At 70.7% G+C, this 17,555-nt stretch carries 13 protein-coding genes; 8 read left to right on the top strand and 5 right to left on the bottom strand.

Annotation, left to right across the window (positions count from 1 at the left end):
• Positions 1 to 848 precede the first annotated feature (848 nt).
• Together RIN75_RS42550 and RIN75_RS42545 are read right to left on the bottom strand one after the other, a co-directional pair.
• Positions 849 to 2,033 carry a PQQ-dependent sugar dehydrogenase gene (locus tag RIN75_RS42550; RefSeq protein ID WP_309117790.1) on the bottom strand — a complete coding sequence of 395 codons (1,185 nt, stop codon included), beginning with the start codon at positions 2,031 to 2,033 and terminating at the stop codon, positions 849 to 851.
• 10 nt (positions 2,034 to 2,043) lie between these two features.
• Complete coding sequence (locus RIN75_RS42545; protein WP_309117789.1) at positions 2,044 to 2,955, bottom strand: alpha/beta hydrolase; 912 nt, start codon at positions 2,953 to 2,955, stop codon at positions 2,044 to 2,046.
• A gap of 30 nt (positions 2,956 to 2,985) precedes the next feature.
• Between RIN75_RS42545 and RIN75_RS42540 the strand changes: the two genes are divergently transcribed.
• Positions 2,986 to 3,900: a 2-hydroxyacid dehydrogenase gene (locus RIN75_RS42540; protein WP_309117788.1), complete on the top strand. Its 915-nt coding sequence runs from the start codon at positions 2,986 to 2,988 to the stop codon at positions 3,898 to 3,900.
• 97 nt (positions 3,901 to 3,997) lie between these two features.
• Positions 3,998 to 4,756, top strand: a complete 759-nt coding sequence (locus RIN75_RS42535; RefSeq protein ID WP_309117787.1) for a DoxX family protein — start codon at positions 3,998 to 4,000, stop codon at positions 4,754 to 4,756.
• A gap of 63 nt (positions 4,757 to 4,819) precedes the next feature.
• Here RIN75_RS42535 and ilvD read toward each other — a convergent pair whose 3' ends face one another.
• From ilvD to RIN75_RS42520, 3 genes are all read right to left on the bottom strand, one after another.
• On the bottom strand, positions 4,820 to 6,664 hold the full coding sequence (ilvD, locus tag RIN75_RS42530; RefSeq protein ID WP_309117786.1) for a dihydroxy-acid dehydratase: 1,845 nt from the start codon (positions 6,662 to 6,664) through the stop codon (positions 4,820 to 4,822).
• Positions 6,665 to 6,753: 89 nt separating this feature from the next.
• Entirely contained in the window at positions 6,754 to 7,179 is a 426-nt protein-coding gene (locus RIN75_RS42525) for a vitamin K epoxide reductase family protein (protein WP_309117785.1), read from the bottom strand.
• Entirely contained in the window at positions 7,176 to 7,589 is a 414-nt protein-coding gene (locus tag RIN75_RS42520; protein WP_309117784.1) for a PH domain-containing protein, read from the bottom strand. The genes RIN75_RS42525 and RIN75_RS42520 overlap by 4 nt, the downstream gene beginning before the upstream one ends.
• Before the next feature lie 276 nt (positions 7,590 to 7,865).
• On the opposite strand from RIN75_RS42520, the gene RIN75_RS42515 reads away from it, so the two are divergent.
• The 6 genes from RIN75_RS42515 to RIN75_RS42490 all read left to right on the top strand — a co-directional run bounded on the left by RIN75_RS42515 (position 7,866) and on the right by RIN75_RS42490 (position 17,217).
• Entirely contained in the window at positions 7,866 to 9,704 is a 1,839-nt protein-coding gene (locus RIN75_RS42515; protein WP_309117783.1) for an acetolactate synthase large subunit, read from the top strand.
• A complete protein-coding gene (gene ilvN / locus RIN75_RS42510; RefSeq protein ID WP_309117782.1) occupies positions 9,704 to 10,210 on the top strand; it encodes an acetolactate synthase small subunit in 507 nt (168 codons plus the stop codon). Before RIN75_RS42515 ends, ilvN begins: the two co-directional genes overlap by 1 nt.
• A gap of 32 nt (positions 10,211 to 10,242) precedes the next feature.
• Positions 10,243 to 11,256, top strand: coding sequence for a ketol-acid reductoisomerase (ilvC, locus tag RIN75_RS42505; protein WP_309117781.1), 1,014 nt, complete (start codon positions 10,243 to 10,245; stop codon positions 11,254 to 11,256).
• Between the two features lie 66 nt (positions 11,257 to 11,322).
• Complete coding sequence (locus tag RIN75_RS42500; RefSeq protein WP_309117780.1) at positions 11,323 to 11,586, top strand: DUF397 domain-containing protein; 264 nt, start codon at positions 11,323 to 11,325, stop codon at positions 11,584 to 11,586.
• A 458-nt stretch (positions 11,587 to 12,044) separates the two neighbouring features.
• A complete protein-coding gene (gene serA / locus RIN75_RS42495; protein WP_309117779.1) occupies positions 12,045 to 13,634 on the top strand; it encodes a phosphoglycerate dehydrogenase in 1,590 nt (529 codons plus the stop codon).
• 262 nt (positions 13,635 to 13,896) lie between these two features.
• Positions 13,897 to 17,217, top strand: coding sequence for a S8 family serine peptidase (locus RIN75_RS42490; protein WP_309117778.1), 3,321 nt, complete (start codon positions 13,897 to 13,899; stop codon positions 17,215 to 17,217).
• The last annotated feature ends 338 nt before the right edge of the window (positions 17,218 to 17,555 follow it).

Below are 17,555 nucleotides of genomic sequence, written 5' to 3'. Positions count from 1 at the left end.
GTCCACGCATTGTCAAACGCGGGCGCCACAACTCCTACCGCGTCAAGAAACCCGGACATCACAGCATCAGGCACGGCGGACCACCGACCATCAAACTCCGTTCACCTGCACTAACTTAGCGGCATTGGGTCATGCGGGGATGACACAAGCAAGAAGCCCCCGCAGTTGTAGATGTGTCATCCTTGGCGGCTCGCCCGCCGGCGAGGCTCTTTGATCTTTAGACTCGCGCTTCCGCGCTCAAGTCCACGCTGCGCGCGTGTGAACGCAACGCGCTCCGCGCTGCTGGAGGAGGAACGCGCTTCGCGCTCTTGAACGCGCTGACGCGCTCTTGAACGCGCTGACGCGCTCTTGAACGCGCTGACGCGCTCTTGAACGCGCTGACGCGCTCTTGAACGCGCTGACGCGCTCTTGAACGCGCTGACGCGCTCCCAGGACGTACGCGCTGGCGCGCTCTCAAGATCAAAAGCGGCCTGGAGGACCACCGATGGGGGAGGGAAGGGCGTCGGTTCCCCCACCGCATGGCCTGGCAAAGCCAACCACACTTTGGCCGGGTGCCGCTAAAATTTTTTGCTCGTTCCTCACAAAAAATTTCGGCTGCACCCGACCAAAGTGTGGTAGCCCTTCGGGCAGGCCATACGGTGGGGGAACCGAAGCCCCGCCGTGGCTGGGAGCAGCCCGCCGCGCGGAGCGCGGCGCGAAAAGCAGCCGCTGGGCGGGGAAAAGCGATGGGGCTGGAGCGCAGCGGAAAGCGTGGGCGCGGCGGAAGCCAAAGGTGTCGGTGCGCGGCGAAACGGCGTCAATCGTGTGCGGCGCCGCGGAGGGTTGCCGGCCCGGGAGCCGGCTCGGGCCTAGTCGCGGGTGCCGTTGCCGCCCTGCGGGCGGACGAGGACCACCACGCGGTCGTCGCTGGACACCGGCGCCCCGCCCGGCACCTTGTTCACCGTCCCCGCCAGCGCCGTCCGGTCGTCCAGCGCCAGCATCGGACCCAGCCGGCCGAAACCGTCCTCGCCGGTCATCCCCGCCTCGGGCTTGCCGGTGAAGCTGCCGTCCTGGTTCATCGGCAGGGCCAGCGTGCCGGGCGTGTTCGCGGTCGTCAGCCACACCACGTCCGACAGGGACGCGCAGCCGCTGACGCCCGGCTTGTCCGGCCACGACCACGCCGGGTTGGTCAGGGCCTTCCCCGCCTCCACCCGGTAGAGGACGTCGGCCGCCGGGGTCCAGTCGGTCACCCACGTCTTCGTGCCGTCCAGGGACGCGCAGAGCCCGCCCGGCGAGCGCAGGCCGGACGCCAGCACGCGGGAGCCCTGGGTCGGGTTGCCGCGGGCGGGTTGGCCGGAGCCGTCGATGCGGAGGACCTTGCCGGCCAGGGAGTTCGGGTCGGACGCCAGGGCCGGGTTGCCGGCGTCGCCGGTCGCGACCAGGAGGGCGCCGGTGCGGTCGTAGGCCAGGACGCCGCGGTTGCCGGTCGGGCCCTTGGGGATGCCGGTCAGGACGGGCTTCGGGACGTCACCGGGGGCGATCCGCAGGACGCGGTTGTCGGTCGCGGTCGTCGCGAAGACGTAGATCAGCTGGTCCTCGGCGTACGTGGGGGACAGGGTCAGGCCGGTGAGGCCGCCGTCCGAGGACGCGTCGACCTCGAACGTGTGCACCACGACCGGGTCGGCGTCCTTGGTGACCCGCACGAGGCGGCCGGTGCTGCGTTCGGTGGCGAGTGCGGTGACCGCGCCCGTGGTCTCGTTGACGTCCGCGAGCGCCACCCCGGACACGGGGGACAGGCACGTCCCGACCACCGCCGGGTGGAAGTCCTTGCACCCCTGCGGCGGCGGCACCGGAGTGGGCTGCTGGCCCGGCTGCTGGCCCTGGCCCGGTCCCTTCGGCAGCTCGCCGGGCAGTTCCGGACGGGGGCCGGCCTGGGGGGTGAGCTGGGGCGCGGGGCTCCAGCCGGTGGGCGCCGGCTGCTCGGGGAAGCTCGCGCAACCGACGGCCAGCAGGCCGACGGCGGACCCGATGAGCACCGCACGCAGTCGAGACACGACGTCCAGGCTAAGCGCGCGGCCGTGAACGTGAGGTGAGCAGGTCTTGGACAGCGTCCTCGACGCCCGCGACCCGCTCCAGCAGCAGCGCGAGTTCGGCTGCCACCAGGGCCGGGTTCTCCAGGGGCAGGAAGTGGGTGTTCGGCAGCACCCGCACCCTGGCCTGCGGCAGGCCGGCGACCGGGCCGAGCAGGCTGTCCGGCGACGCCAGCCAGTCGTACCGGCCGGCCAGCACGGTCGTGGGGCACGTCACACCGGTCAGGTCGAGGCGGGGCGTGCGGCCCAGCGCGAGGGCCAGCGTGAAGTACCAGCGCCAGTCGTGCTTGAGCAGCCGCCGCAGCGTCCCGACCAACGGTGACGGCAGGTCCGGCACGGGCACGCGGTGCAGCACCGCATCCAGCAGGGGGCCGGCGAGCCGCAGCGCGGTCGCCGACGACACGCCGACCAGGCGGCGGAGGTCCTCGGGCACGCCCGGCACGCCGAGCACGCTGGCGAACGGGTCACCCGCCGCGCCCGCGACCAGCATCAGCCCGGACACCCGCTCGGGGTGCCGCAACGCGAGTTCGGCCGCGATCGTGACGCCCAGGGACCAGCCCGTCACCACGCACCGCTCGACCCCGGCGTCATCGAGCGCGGCAATGGCGTCGGCGACGTGGTCGGCCACGGTGATCCGCGCCGGGTCGTCGGGGCGGGCCGAACCCCGGGTGCCGCGGTGGTACCAGCCGAGCACCCGGGGAGGCCGACCTCCCGGTGGCCTGCCCCGCGACGCCGAAGGCGGCGCAATCCAACACAGCGCGTCGGGTAGGTCGGGTGCGTGCACCGCGCCGAGTCCGGGGCTCAGGAGCACGTCCGGGCCGTCGTTGTCGGTGCGCCACACCCTGATCCGCGTGCCGTCCGCGGAGAAGACGTCGTGCTCCCGCATGGCGGCCAGTGTGCCGTAACGTGCGGTGTCGTGACATTCACCGTTCTGGTGCCCGACGAACTCGGTGTCCGCGTGCTGTCCGACGTGGAGGGTGTGCGGGCGGTCAAGTACGACGTGGGCGCGCCGCTGCCGCCCGAGGCCGCGCACGCCGAGGTGCTGGTGCCGAAGTTCCTGCAGAGCACCGATCCCTCCGAGTTCTTCGCCCAGTTGCCCGCGTTGCGGCTGGTGCAGTTGCTGTCCGCCGGGGCGGAGCGGTTCATCGGCACGGTGCCCGACGGGGTGATGCTGTCGACGTGCCGGGGCGCGCACGGCGGGTCGACGGCGGAGTGGGCCATCGGCGCGCTGCTGGCGATCTACCGGGATTTCCCGGTGTTCGAACGGGCGCGGCAGGAGCGCCGGTGGGACTACCACGTGACGGACACGTTGCAGGGCAAGCAGGTTCTCGTGGTGGGCGCGGGTGACCTGGGCGAGCAGTTCCGGCGCCGGCTGGAGCCGTTCGACGCGTCGGCGACGCTGGTGGGGCGGACCGCGCGGGACGGCGTGCACGGGGTGGACGAGCTGCCCGAGTTGCTGCCGCACTACGACGCCGTGTTGGTGGTGGTGCCGCTGACCGACGAGACGACCGGGATGGTGGACGCGAAGTTCCTGTCCCTGATGAAGGACGGGGCGATCCTGGTCAACGGGGCGCGCGGGCCGGTGGTGGACACGGACGCATTGGTGGCGGAGCTGTCGTCCGGCCGGCTGCGGGCGGCGCTGGACGTGACCGACCCAGAGCCGCTGCCCGCCGACCATCCACTGTGGACGGTGCCGGGGCTGTTCCTGACGCCGCACGTGGCGGGGTCGTGCACCGGCCACGGCGAGCGGGCCTACCGGGTGGTGGCGTCGGAGGTGGCGCGGTTCGCACGGGGTGAGGAGCCGCGAAACCTGGTGCGCGGGGCGTACTAACCACTCTTCCGGGCTACTAAACTACGCCATTCGGGTTAATATCGGCGGCGGTTCGGACGCTCGCGGTCCTCGTCCGAACCTCCTAACGTGCGGGTGCGTGGCTACCCACGACGACCGCTCGAAGGCTTCGGGTTCGAGCGGCTACTCCGACGACGGTTTCTACTCGACCTCGACATCGAGCGGAGGGGCGCACCACTTCGACGCCGGGACGCAGACGTTCGGGAGGGACACGACGGCGTTCACCGCCCCCAGCGCTTTCGACAAGGACACCAACACCTTCGACACCTCGGGCTACACCCCGGTCCGGGACTACGACGAGACCCCGGCCACCTCGCACTTCGACGACGAGGACGAGCGCAAGCCGTTCGGCTGGTCCGGGAGCGCCGACCTGGGCCTGCTGGTGCTGCGGCTGGCGCTGGGCGGCGCGTTCGTCGCGCACGGCCTGCAGAAGGTGTTCGGCCTGTTCGGCGGGCCGGGCATCGACGGCTTCACGAAAGTCCTCCAGGACGCCGGCTACCGCGAGGCGCGCATCCTGGCGTGGGTCACCGGGATCACCGAGCTGGCCGGCGGCGGCCTGCTGGTCCTGGGCCTGTTCACCCCGCTGGCGGCGGCCGGCGTGCTGGGCGTGATGGCCAACGCCATCGCCCTGAAGTACCGCGGCGGTTTCTTCGCGCCGGGCGGCGTCGAACTGGAGGCCGCGTTCGCCGCGATGGCCTTCGCCGTGCTGTTCGCGGGCCCCGGCCGGGCGGCGTTCGACTACAACCGGAGCTGGTTCCGCCACCCCCTGCTGTCCGGCTTCCTGTGCCTCCTGCTCGCCGCCGGCGCGACCGCGGCCACCCTCTACGTCTTCCGCTGACAACCCCGCGAAACACCAATCGGCCCGCTCCCGTCCGAGGGGAGCGGGCCGATTCGCGTCGAGTCAGCGGTTGACGTCGCGGACCGCGCCCATGGACGCGTCCGTCGCCATCCGGGCGTAAGCGCGCAGGGCCGACGTCACCGGCCGGACGCGGTCGACGGGCTGCCACGGGTGCTCCGAGGCCTCCATCTTCGCCCGGCGCTCGGCCAGGACCTCGTCCGGCACCAGCAGCTCCAACCGGCGCTCGTGGACGTCGATCACGATCCGGTCGCCGTCCTCGACCAGGCCGATCACGCCGCCACCGGCCGCCTCGGGGGACACGTGCCCGATGGACAGGCCCGACGTGCCGCCGGAGAACCGGCCGTCCGTGATCAGCGCGCACTTCTTGCCCAGGCCGGCGCCCTTCAGGAACGCCGTCGGGTGCAGCATCTCCTGCATGCCGGGACCGCCCGCCGGCCCCTCGTAGCGGACGACGAGCACGTCACCGGGCTGGATCTCCTTGTTCAGGATCACCGACACGGCCTGCTCCTGGGACTCCACCACCCGCGCCGGCCCCTCGAAGTGCCACAGCTCCTCGTCGATGCCGGCCGCCTTGATCACCGCGCCCCGGGTGGCCAGGTTGCCGTGCAGCACCGCCAGGCCGCCGTCCTTGGTGTAAGCGTGCTCGACGTCCCGGATGCAGCCGCCGGCCGCGTCGGTGTCCAGCTTCGACCAGCGGTTGGTCGTGGAGAACGCCTGCGTGGTGCGCACCCCACCCGGAGCGGCGTGGAACAGCTCGACGGCCTCGGGCGACGGGGAGGCGGAACGGATGTCCCAGGCGGTCAGCCAGGACGCCAGGTCCGGGCTGTGCACCGACCACACGTCCTCGTTGAGCAGCCCGGCCCGCCACAGCTCGCCCAGCAGCGCGGGGATGCCACCCGCCCGGTGGACGTCCTCCATGTGGTAGTCCGAGTTCGGCGACACCTTCGACAGGCACGGCACCCGCCGGCTCAGCGCGTCGATGTCGGCCAGCGAGAACTCGATCTCGCCCTCCTGCGCCGCGGCGAGGATGTGCAGCACCGTGTTGGTCGAGCCGCCCATGGCCATGTCCAGCGCCATCGCGTTCTCGAACGCCGCCCGGGACGCGATCGAGCGCGGCAGCACCGACTCGTCGTCCTCGCCGTAGTACCGCCGGCACAGCTCCACGACCGTGCGGCCGGCCTGCGCGAACAGCTCGCGCCGCGCCGCGTGCGTGGCCAGCGTCGAGCCGTTGCCGGGCAGCGCCAGCCCCAGGGCCTCGGTGAGGCAGTTCATGGAGTTCGCGGTGAACATGCCCGAGCACGACCCGCACGTCGGGCACGCCGACCGCTCGACCACGGCCAGGCCCTCGTCGTCCACCTCGGGCGACGCCGACGCGGAGATCGCGGTGATCAGGTCTGTCGGCGCGACGGCGACGCCGTCCACCACGACCGCCTTGCCGGCCTCCATCGGGCCGCCCGAGACGAACACGACCGGGATGTTGAGCCGCATCGCGGCGTTGAGCATGCCCGGGGTGATCTTGTCGCAGTTGGAGATGCACACGATCGCGTCGGCCTGGTGCGCGTTGACCATGTACTCGACCGAGTCGGCGATGATCTCGCGCGACGGCAGCGAGTACAACATCCCGCTGTGCCCCATGGCGATGCCGTCGTCCACCGCGATCGTGTGGAACTCGCGCGGCACGCCGCCCGCCTCGCGCACCGCCTCCGCCACGATGTCGCCGAGGTCGCGCAGGTGCACGTGACCGGGCACGAACTGCGTGTACGAGTTGGCGATGGCCACGATCGGCTTGCCGAAGTCGGAGTCGGTCATGCCCGTCGCGCGCCACAGCGCGCGAGCGCCCGCGGCGTTGCGGCCGTGGGTCGTGGTGCGGGAACGGAGCGGTGGCAAGGCTCCTCCAAAGAGAGGTACTGCGGGAGAACGTGTCCGAAGCGATCCAGTGCGCGGGGTGGGCACCGGCGTGACGGGGGCGCGGTGAGCTAGAGGCTACTCCGCCGCAACGCGTCGGTGACCAGCACGCCGGCCAGCGCGAGTGTGATCACGTGCACGGCCGTGCACCACAGGCAGATCTTGCCGATCAGCAGGAACTCCGCCGCGACCAGGTACACCACGAACAGCACGCCCACGGCCACCGACCCGAGCCGCAGCCAGTGCAGCCGCCGGTCCCGCCACGCGAACGGCAGGCACAGCACCGTCATGCCCGCGAAGAACGCCAGGCCCAGGACCGCGACCGGGATGCCCAGCAGCTCGGACTGCTCGCTGGTGGTGACCGTCCCGCAGTCGACGACCGCGCCCTCCGCGCACAGCAGCGCGCCCGCCGCGAAGTGGGCCACGGTGAGGTAGGCGGAGACGGCGAGCCCGGCCAGCGCCAGCGCCAGGCCGGCCCAACGCGTGGTGGAAGTCACTCCGATGACTCTACGGAGCCGGGTGCCGCGTTCGGGTCGGGCACCCGGCCGCCGCTGATCTCGGACAACGCGGTCAGGTGCAGGGCCCGGACGGCGGGCAGCCGCACCAGCGAGTCGTCGGTGAGCACCGCGCTCAGCCAGCCCCGCGGCACCACCTTGATGGCCTTCACCTCGTCCCACGCCACGACCCGCTTGCCGAACGTGCTGCGTGCCACGAGCTGGGACGAGTCCACCGTGGTCCGGTTGCGCACCACCCACAACGCGTACCCCACGGGCACCGCGTAGAGGACCTGGAGGCCGGGCACCGTCCAGGCGACCGGGGTCACGCAGATGGCGATCGCGAGGGCCGCCAGCAGCGCGGGCGAGGGGATCCGGAACACGAGCTTCTCCACGTCACGTGATGCTGCCACCGTGCCACCGGACGGGTGACTCCGCCCCTCGTTCACGCACGGAGAGACGCCCACCATCCGGGAGTGCCGTCCCGCACAGTTGACGCCCCTCGCGGTTGACGGTTAACGTCACCGGCATGCAGCGCAACCTCGTTCTCGTACTTCCCAGGCGCGTCGACGCCTAGGCAGTAGCAAGGCTGCGTCGACGCGCGACCCTCGTACGACCCGTCCAGATCGGGTTGGCGAGGGTTTTTTCGTGCCCGGACCGTGCATTCTCCACACCCACGAGGCAGACAGATGACCAGCGCAACCTCGCGACCGGCTCCCGGTGAGTCGCCGTCGCCCCGCCCTGGACCGCGACCGAAACCGGCCCCGCCCAGCGGTGCCCCCGTCCGCGTGACCGGCGCCCAGTCCCTCGTCCGCTCGCTCGAAGCGGTGGGCTGCGAGGTGGTGTTCGGCATCCCCGGCGGCACGATCCTGCCTGCCTACGACCCGCTCCTGGACTCCACCAAGGTCCGCCACGTCCTGGTCCGCCACGAGCAGGGCGCGGGCCACGCCGCGACCGGCTACGCGCAGGCCACCGGCAAGGTCGGCGTGTGCATGGCGACCTCCGGCCCGGGCGCGACGAACCTGGTCACGCCGCTGGCCGACGCCAACATGGACTCCGTCCCGGTGGTCGCCATCACCGGCCAGCAGACCCGCGGCCTGATCGGCACCGACGCGTTCCAGGAAGCGGACATCTGCGGCATCACGATGCCGATCACCAAGCACAACTTCCTGGTCACCGACCCGGCGGAGATCCCGCGCGCGATCGCCGAGGCGTTCCACCTGGCCTCGACCGGCCGCCCCGGCCCGGTCCTGGTGGACATCCCCAAGGACGTGCTCCAGGAGATGACGTCGTTCTCCTGGCCGCCGGAGCTGCGCCTGCCCGGCTACCGGCCGACCACCCGGCCGCACGGCAAGCAGGTCCGCGAGGCCGCCAAGCTCATCGCCGCGGCCAAGCGCCCGGTGCTGTACGTGGGCGGCGGCGTCATCAAGGCCGAGGCGTCGGCCGAGCTGCTGCGCCTGGCCGAGGAGACCAAGATCCCGGTCGTCACCACGCTGATGGCGCGCGGCGCGTTCCCCGACTCGCACCCGCAGCACCTGGGCATGCCGGGCATGCACGGCACCGTCGCGGCGGTCGCGGCCATGCAGAAGTCGGACCTGCTGGTCGCCCTGGGCGCCCGGTTCGACGACCGGGTCACCGGCCAGCTGTCCACGTTCGCGCCCGACGCGCAGGTCGTGCACGCCGACATCGACCCGGCCGAGATCTCCAAGAACCGCCGCGCGGACGTCCCGATCGTGGGCGACTGCAAGGAGATCATCACCGAGCTGATCGACGCCGTCCGCACCGAGAAGGAGAACTCGAAGCGGACCGTCGACCTCGCCCCGTGGTGGGAGCAGCTCGACGCGCTGCGCGGCACGTTCCCGCTGGGCTACGACTGGCCCGAGGACGGCACGCTGTCCCCGCAGTACGTGATCGAGCGGATCGGCGCCTTGACGCCGGCGGACACCCTGTTCACCGCGGGCGTCGGCCAGCACCAGATGTGGGCGGCGCAGTTCATCAAGTACGAGTCGCCGCGCACGTGGATCAACTCCGGCGGCCTGGGCACGATGGGCTACGCGGTGCCCGCGGCGATGGGCGCGAAGGCGGGCGTGCCGGACGTCCAGGTGTGGGCGATCGACGGCGACGGCTGCTTCCAGATGACCAACCAGGAGCTGGCCACCTGCGCCATCGAGGGCATCCCGATCAAGGTCGCCGTCATCAACAACGGCAACCTGGGCATGGTCCGCCAGTGGCAGACCCTGTTCTACGGCGAGCGCTACTCCAACACCGACCTGGGCACCCACAAGCACCGCATCCCGGACTTCGTGCTGCTGGCCGAGGCGCTGGGCTGCGCCGGGCTGCGCGCCGAGTCCAAGGAGGAGGTCGACGCGGTGATCCAGCAGGCGATGGAGATCAACGACCGCCCGGTGGTCATCGACTTCGTCGTGGGCAAGGACGCGCAGGTGTGGCCGATGGTCGCGGCGGGCACCGGCAACAGCGAGATCATGGCCGCCCGGGGCATCCGCCCGCTGTTCGACGAGGACGAGTGATGACTAGGCACACCCTGAGCGTTCTGGTCGAGGACAAGCCCGGTGTCCTCGCGCGGGTGGCGGGCCTGTTCTCCCGCCGCGGCTTCAACATCGAGTCGCTCGCCGTCGGGCGCACCGAGCACCCCGAGATCTCCCGGATGACCATCGTGGTGTCCGTGGACGAGCTGCCCCTGGAGCAGGTCACCAAGCAGCTCAACAAGCTCGTCAACGTCATCAAGATCGTGGAGCTGGAGCCGGCGGCGTCCGTGCAGCGCCAGCTCCTGCTGGTGAAGGTGCGCGCCGACGCCACCGTCCGCAGCCAGGTCCTGGAGACGGTGCAGCTGTTCCGCGCGAAGGTCGTCGACGTGTCACCCGAGGCGGTGACGGTCGAGGCCACCGGCACGTCCGAGAAGCTCGACGCGCTGTTGCGGATGCTGGAGCCCTACGGGCTCCGTGAGATCGTCCAGTCCGGCATGGTCGCCATCGGCCGTGGCGCCCGCTCCATCACCGCGACCGCGGTGCGCTGAATTTTCGGATCCACGAAGGGAAGTACAGAACAGTGAGCGTCGAGATCTTCTACGACGACGATGCCGACCTGAGCATCATCCAGGGGCGCAAGGTCGCGGTCATCGGTTACGGCAGCCAGGGCCACGCCCACGCGCTGAGCCTGCGCGACTCCGGCGTCGACGTGCGGATCGGTCTCCGCGAGGGCTCGAAGTCCGCGGCCAAGGCGGAGGAGGAGGGCCTGCGGGTCCTGTCCAACGCGGACGCGGCGGCCGAGGCCGACGTGATCATGATCCTGGCGCCGGACACCGCGCAGCGGCACATCTACGCCCAGGACATCGCGCCGAACCTCAAGGACGGCGACGCGCTGTTCTTCGGCCACGGCTTCAACATCCGCTACGGCCTCATCCAGGCCCCGTCCAACGTGGACGTGGCGATGGTGGCCCCGAAGGGTCCCGGTCACCTGGTGCGCCGCCAGTTCGTCGACGGCAAGGGCGTGCCCGCGCTGATCGCGGTCGAGCAGGACGCCTCCGGCGGCGCGCAGGCGCTGGCGCTGTCCTACGCCAAGGCCATCGGCGGCACCCGCGCGGGCGTCATCAAGACGACGTTCAAGGAGGAGACCGAGACCGACCTGTTCGGCGAGCAGGCGGTGCTCTGCGGTGGCGCGTCCGCGCTGGTGCAGGCGGGCTTCGAGGTGCTGACCGAGGCGGGCTACGCCCCCGAGGTCGCGTACTTCGAGTGCCTGCACGAGTTGAAGCTCATCGTGGACCTGATGTACGAGGGCGGCATCGCCCGCATGCGCTACTCCATTTCGGACACCGCCGAGTACGGCGACCTCACCCGCGGCCCGCGCGTCATCACGCCGGCGGTCAAGGAGGAGATGCGCAAGATCCTCGGCGAGATCCAGGACGGCACCTTCGCCACCGAGTGGGTCAACGAGGACGACGCCGGCCGCGGCAACTACAAGAAGTTGCAGCAGGAGGGCGAGCAGCACCCGATCGAGGAGGTCGGCAAGAAGCTGCGCGGCCTGATGTCCTGGGTCGACCGGCCGATCACCGAAACGGCCTAATTTTTCACCCGAATGCGGAGCCCGCGGTGTGTTCCTTGCCACCGCGGGCTCCGGTATATCTAGCGCATGACGGACAGCGCGCCGATATACGACGACAAAGCGCATGTGCGGGGCACACTGGACTTGACGAACGCCGACTGGATCAACGACGACGTCAAGGGCGAGGGCGGATACCCCGAGATCGCGTTCGTCACCCACTCCGACGGCGTCACCTACACCGCGATGCGCAACTCCGACCACCCCGAGGGTCCGGTCCTGGTCTTCACCCCCGCCGAGTGGGAAGCCTTCGTCCTGGGCGTGAAGGACGGCGAGTTCGACGAACCCTGGTAACCCCGGTTCTCCGAGTTGCAGGTGCGCCATCTTTGGCGGCCTGCCTGCGATGCTCTTTCAAATCTTCAAACTCGCGCTTCCCGTCATAATTCCAAGCTTCGCGGGTGTGAACGCAACGCGCTTCGCTCTGGCAAGCCAAACGTGCTGACGCGCACAAAAGCGAAAGCGCGCCTTCGGCGCAAAAGCGGCGCCTGCGGTGCGAGGGCTGACCAGGGAAGGCGCCAAGGGGCGGCTGAGCCGACCGCACCGACCACCCACCACCGCCGCCGTCCAAGTAGAACGCTCGTACCGGAAACCAGCAGGTGAGACAGGGCACCCGGGTTCACGGAACCGGACCGCCGCTGACTATGCTCGTTAACAACCCGGACACATTGCCGTGGCCGGCCGGCGCGGGTCTCGGCTCGCTGGATACGGCCCCGCGCTCCCCACCCGTCTTGCACACCACCGGGAGCACGTCCGTGACCAAGCCCGTTGTCCTGATCGCCGAGAAGCTCGCCCCGTCCGTGCTCGACGTGTTCGGCGACGGTCTCGAAGTGCGCCACGTCGACGGGACCGACCGTCCCGCCCTGCTCGCGGCCGTGGCCGACGCCGACGCGCTGCTGGTGCGCTCCGCCACCAAGGTGGACCGCGAGGTGTTCGAGGCGACCACGAAGCTCAAGGTCGTGGCGCGCGCGGGTGTCGGGCTGGACAACGTCGAGGTGCCGGTGGCGACCGAGCGCGGCGTGATGGTGGTGAACGCGCCGACGTCCAACATCGTCAGCGCCGCCGAGCACGCCGTGGCGCTGCTGCTGGCCACCGCCCGCCAGGTCCCGGCCGCGCACGCGACGCTGCAGAACCACGAGTGGAAGCGCAGCAAGTTCAACGGCGTGGAGATCCACGGCAAGACCGTCGGCGTGGTCGGCCTGGGCAAGATCGGGCAGCTGTTCGCCGCGCGCCTGGCCGCGTTCGGCACCACGCTCATCGCCTACGACCCCTACGTGAGCGCCCAGCGCGCCGCCCAGCTGGGCATCGAGCTGGTGACGCTGGACGAGCTGCTGGAGCGCGCCGACTTCATCTCGATCCACCTGCCCAAGACGCCGGAGACCAAGGGCCTCATCGGCGCGGAGCAGCTGGCGAAGGCCAAGCGGGGCGTCATCATCGTCAACGCCGCGCGCGGTGGCCTCGTCGACGAGCAGGCCCTGGCCGACGCGGTGAAGGAGGGCCAGGTCGGCGGCGCGGGCATCGACGTGTTCAGCACCGAGCCGACCACCGAGTCGCCGCTGTTCGGCCTGGAGAACGTCGTCGTCACCCCGCACCTGGGCGCGTCCACGACCGAGGCGCAGGACCGGGCGGGCACGGACGTGGCCAAGTCGGTGCTGCTGGCGCTGCAGGGCGAGTTCGTTCCGGACGCGGTGAACGTGCAGGGCGGCGGCGTGGTCGGCGAGGAGGTCCGGCCGTACCTGCCGCTGGTGCAGAAGCTGGGCACGGTCGTGTCGGCGCTCAGCTCGAAGGCCCCGACCAGCGTGACCATCGAGGTGCGCGGCGAACTGTCCAACGAGGACGTCACCGTCCTGCCGCTGGCCGCGCTGCGCGGGGTGTTCGCGAGCGTGGTCGAGGAGCAGGTGACCTTCGTCAACGCGCCCAGCCTCGCCGCCGCGCTGGGCGTGACCGTGGACCTGGTGAAGGAGCCGGAGAGCGCCAACCACCGCAGCCTGGTGACGGTGCGCGCGGTGCACGCCGACGGTTCGACCACCACCGTGTCGGGCACGCTCACCGGTCTGGACCAGGTGGAGAAGCTGGTCGGCATCAACGGCCGCAGCTTCGACCTGCGCGCCGAGGGCAACGTGCTGCTGCTGGAGTACCCGGACCGGCCGGGCGTGATGGGCACCGTCGGCACCCTGCTCGGCGAGGCGGGCGTGAACGTCGAGGCGGCCCAGATCAGCCAGACCAAGGACGGCGCGGACGCCTTCATGCTGCTGCGCGTCGACCGCCCGGTGGACACCGCCGTGCTGGACCCGATCGGCGCCGCCGTGGGCGCCCGCACGGTCCGCGCGGTCGACTTCGAGTGACGATCGGTGCATGATCGCCGCCGGGACCCGTTAGAGGTATATCGCCGCAGGTCCCGGCGGCGTCACAGTTCACCGTTGATTGTCAAATCTGTGGTTGTCGTCACTCCTTCGGAGTAATCGATCAGCTCTCTAGAGCGATTAGGTTCCCCCCACGAGGTTGACCCGGTGCCGTAGAGGGCACGGCACCACGCGGGCGGCTGCCCCCTTTCCGGACGTGGCTGGGCCGCCCGAGGGTCGTATCCGACCTCACTTGGGGCACGTTGTGAGCCGATCTCGCGTTGTCGCCAGATCCGCCGCACCGGTGCTGGCCGCGATCCTCCTCGCGGCTTCCACCGGCTCGGCACTGGCCGCGGAAGATCAGCTGGCCGAGTCCGTCGCTACCGCGCACGGGCTGGACGCCGGCAAGTTGCAGTTGAAGGTGGGCAAGCGGCTGTCGTCCGCGCAGGGCAAGGTCACCGCGTTCGTCGAGCTGGAGGCCAAGCCCGCCGTCGACACCTACGCGGAGCAGACCAGCCAGGGCGCGTCCAAGCAGCAGGCCAAGGACGCCGCCAAGGCCACCAGGAACGACACCGGCCGCAAGGCCGACGAGGTCGTCGGTGACCTGAAGGCCAAGGACTCCGCCACGAAGGAGCTGTACCGGACGTCCAACGGCGTGCCGGGCGTGGTCGTCACGGCCGACGCGGCCAAGGTGCGCGAGCTGGCGCAGCGCCCGGACGTGAAGTCCGTGCGCACGGTCGTGCCCAAGTCGCGGCAGAACTCCAGCGCGGTGCAGCTGACCAACACGCTCAAGTCGTGGCAGCAGTACGGGAAGCTCGGTGACGACGTCCGCGTCGGCATCATCGACACCGGCATCGACTACACGCACGCCGACTTCGCCGGTCCGGGCACCATCGAGGCCTTCCAGGCCATCGACGAGACCAAGGTCGACGCTAGCTACTTCCCGACCGCCAAGGTCGTCGGCGGCTACGACTTCGTCGGCAACGCCTACGACGGCAGCAGCACCGACCCGGCGGTCAACACGCCGAAGCCGGACCCGAACCCGATCGACTGCAACGGCCACGGCACGCACGTCGCCGGCACCGCCGCGGGCTTCGGCGTCAACGCCGACGGCACGACCTTCAAGGGCGACTACACCAAGCTCACCGAGGACTCGCTCGACGCGATGCGCATCGGCCCCGGCACCGCGCCGAAGGCCCTGCTGTACGCGCTGAAGGTGTTCGGCTGCGACGGTTCGACCAACGTCACCGCGCAGGCCCTGGACTGGGCGCTCGACCCCGACGGCGACGGCGACTTCTCCGACCACCTCGACGTGGTCAACCTGTCCCTGGGCTCGGACTACGGCGCGCCGGACGACCCGGACAGCCTGTTCGTCCGCAAGCTCAACGCCTCCGGCGTGGTGACCGTGTTCTCGGCGGGCAACGGCGGCGACCTGTACGACATCGGCGGCTCGCCGGGCAGCACGCCCGAGGCGCTGACCGTGGCCAGCACCCGCGACTCCTTCGTGCTGCGCGACGCGGCCGAGGTGATCGCGCCGACGCCGGGCCGCCAGGCCGGCCAGTACAGCCAGAACTTCAACTACGAGGGCAAGTCCGTCACGGCCGCGGTCGTGCCGTTGAGCGACCCGAACAACAAGGACGGCTGCCTCCCGCTGTCGGCCGCCGACAAGGCCGCCGTCGCGGGCAAGATCGCCTGGCTGGAGTGGGACGACAACGACGCCAGCCGCCGGTGCGGCTCCGGTGGCCGGTCGAACAACGTGACCGCCGCGGGTGCGGTCGGCGCGGTGTTCTCCTCCACGCTGGAGCACTTCAGCGCGGGCATCGCGGGCAACGCCGCCATCCCGGTGCTGCAGTTCACCGGTTCGGCGACCAACGCCCTGCGCCCGGCCGTCACCGCGGGCACGCTGACCGTCCGCCTCGCGGGCGACCTGCGCACCGTGCTGCCGACCTACGACCAGTCGATCACCGACACGCCCAGCTCGTTCACCTCGCGCGGCGTGCGCGGCCCGGTCGTCAAGCCCGACGTGGCGGCCCCCGGCGACTCCATCGCCTCCGCCCAGGTCGGCTCCGGCAACAAGACCCTGGTGACCAGCGGCACCTCCATGGCCGCCCCGCACACCACGGGCATCGCGGCGCTGGTCCGCCAGGCGCACCCGGACTGGACCCCGGAAGAGGTCAAGGCCGCGGTGATGAACAGCGCGTCCGCGGACGTGAAGGCGGACGGCAAGACCTTCGCGCCCAACCGCGTCGGTTCCGGCCGCATCGACGGCAAGGCCGCCCTGGAGAACCAGGTGCTGGCCATGGTGCAGGACGACCCGGGCTCGGTGAGCGCGTCGTTCGGCGCGGTCGAGGTGACCGGGCCGGTGTCGCTGACCAAGACCATCAAGGTGGTCAACAAGTCCACCAAGTGGGTCGACTACACCGTCGACTACCAGGCGCTGACCACGATCCCGGGCGTGCGCTACGAGCTGTCGGCCAAGACGGTGCGGCTCAGCCCGCGCGGCGTCGCGCGGGTCCAGGTCACGCTGAAGATCGACAAGCCGGGTGACCTGCGCAAGACGGTCGACCCGACGGTCGAGGCCACCCACCTCGACGTGCCGCGCCAGTTCCTGGCCGACGCGTCCGGCCGGGTCGTGTTCACGCCGAAGAGCGGCAGCACGGTCCCGCTGCGGGTGCCGGTGTACTCGGCGCCGAAGCCGGCCGCCGACATCAACGCGCCGGACCGCCTCACCTTCCGCGGCCCCGGCACGCAGTCGGTGCTCAACCTGACCGGGCGCGGCGTCAACCAGGGCGCGTACCGGTCGCTGGTGAGCGTGCTGGAGCTGCAGCAGACCTCGCCGAAGCTGCGCGAGTGCCGCCGGTCGGTGACGACCAACTGCACGCTCAACGACACCGCCAAGGGCGGCGACCTGCGGTACGTGGGTGTGACGTCCACCGCGCCGCTGGCCAAGCAGCAGGGCACCCCGGAGCAGGCGCTGCTCGCGTTCGGCATCGCGACCTGGGGCAACTGGTACAACCTGGGCAACAACACGATCCCGTTCGTCGACATCGACACCACGGGTGACGGCACGCCGGACTACGAGGTCTACGCGAACAAGCTGACCGACACCGACCTGCTGGTCGCGGTCACGGTGGACCTCAAGACCGGCCAGACCGTCGACATCCAGGGCGTGAACGGCCAGTTCGGCGACGTGGACACCAACGTGTTCGACACCAACGTCGTGGTCCTGCCGGTGCTGCTCTCGGCGCTCGGCATCGACGTGAACGCCGACACCTCTCGTATCTCATATACGACCGGTGTGGCCGGGTTCTACGTGGCGCCGGGCACGACGAACGGCCTGGTCGACTCGATCGACACGCCGGCGTCGTTCGACCCGCTCAAGCCGGGCCTGTGGGTGCAGGGCGGCGGCGACGCCGCGCTGTCCTACCTGGCGCGGCCGGGCACGGCGCTCGTGGTGAACCGCGACGCCGAGGCGCTGGCGGCGGACGGCTCCGACAGCCTGCTCGTCCTGCACCACCACAACACCACCGGTGACAAGGTGGACGTGGTCAAGACGCGGGCGCGGACCTCGTCGCAGGTGTCGTGACGTAGGACTCACGGTTTAGCCCACTCTGGCCGGTCGGGACTGCTCCCGACCGGCCAGAGCCGTTTAGGACCATCGGGTGACGGCCGATCGGGGGGTCTGAACCGTTCGGGTGTCCCGCAGTACGGGAGAAACGGCCACAGAAGGGTGTTCCGAGTGCGGCGAACGGGGTGTCGACCGGTAGCCTTTCGCAAAGGAAACTAGTCCCGCGCAATGGGACTGATACCTGGGAGGTGTGTGGATGCGGCTCGCAGTGATCCCAGGAGACGGGATCGGGCCCGAGGTCGTCGCCGAGGCCCTGAAGGTGCTCGGTGAGGTCGTTCCAGCGGCTGAGATCACCC

This window comes from Saccharothrix sp. (assembly GCF_031180885.1).
Lineage (GTDB): Bacteria > Actinomycetota > Actinomycetes > Mycobacteriales > Pseudonocardiaceae > Actinosynnema.
This window is presented reverse-complemented; position numbering and strand designations above follow the sequence as displayed.

What these genes read in the sequence shown, in the direction of transcription:
- RIN75_RS42500 (WP_309117780.1), top strand. Translation starts at nt 11,323, where the DNA reads ATGACGGACAGCGCGCCGATATACGACGACAAAGCGCATGTGCGGGGC.
- RIN75_RS42515 (WP_309117783.1), top strand. Translation starts at nt 7,866, where the DNA reads ATGACCAGCGCAACCTCGCGACCGGCTCCCGGTGAGTCGCCGTCGCCC.
- RIN75_RS42545 (WP_309117789.1), bottom strand. Translation starts at nt 2,955, where the DNA reads ATGCGGGAGCACGACGTCTTCTCCGCGGACGGCACGCGGATCAGGGTG.
- ilvN (WP_309117782.1), top strand. Translation starts at nt 9,704, where the DNA reads ATGACTAGGCACACCCTGAGCGTTCTGGTCGAGGACAAGCCCGGTGTC.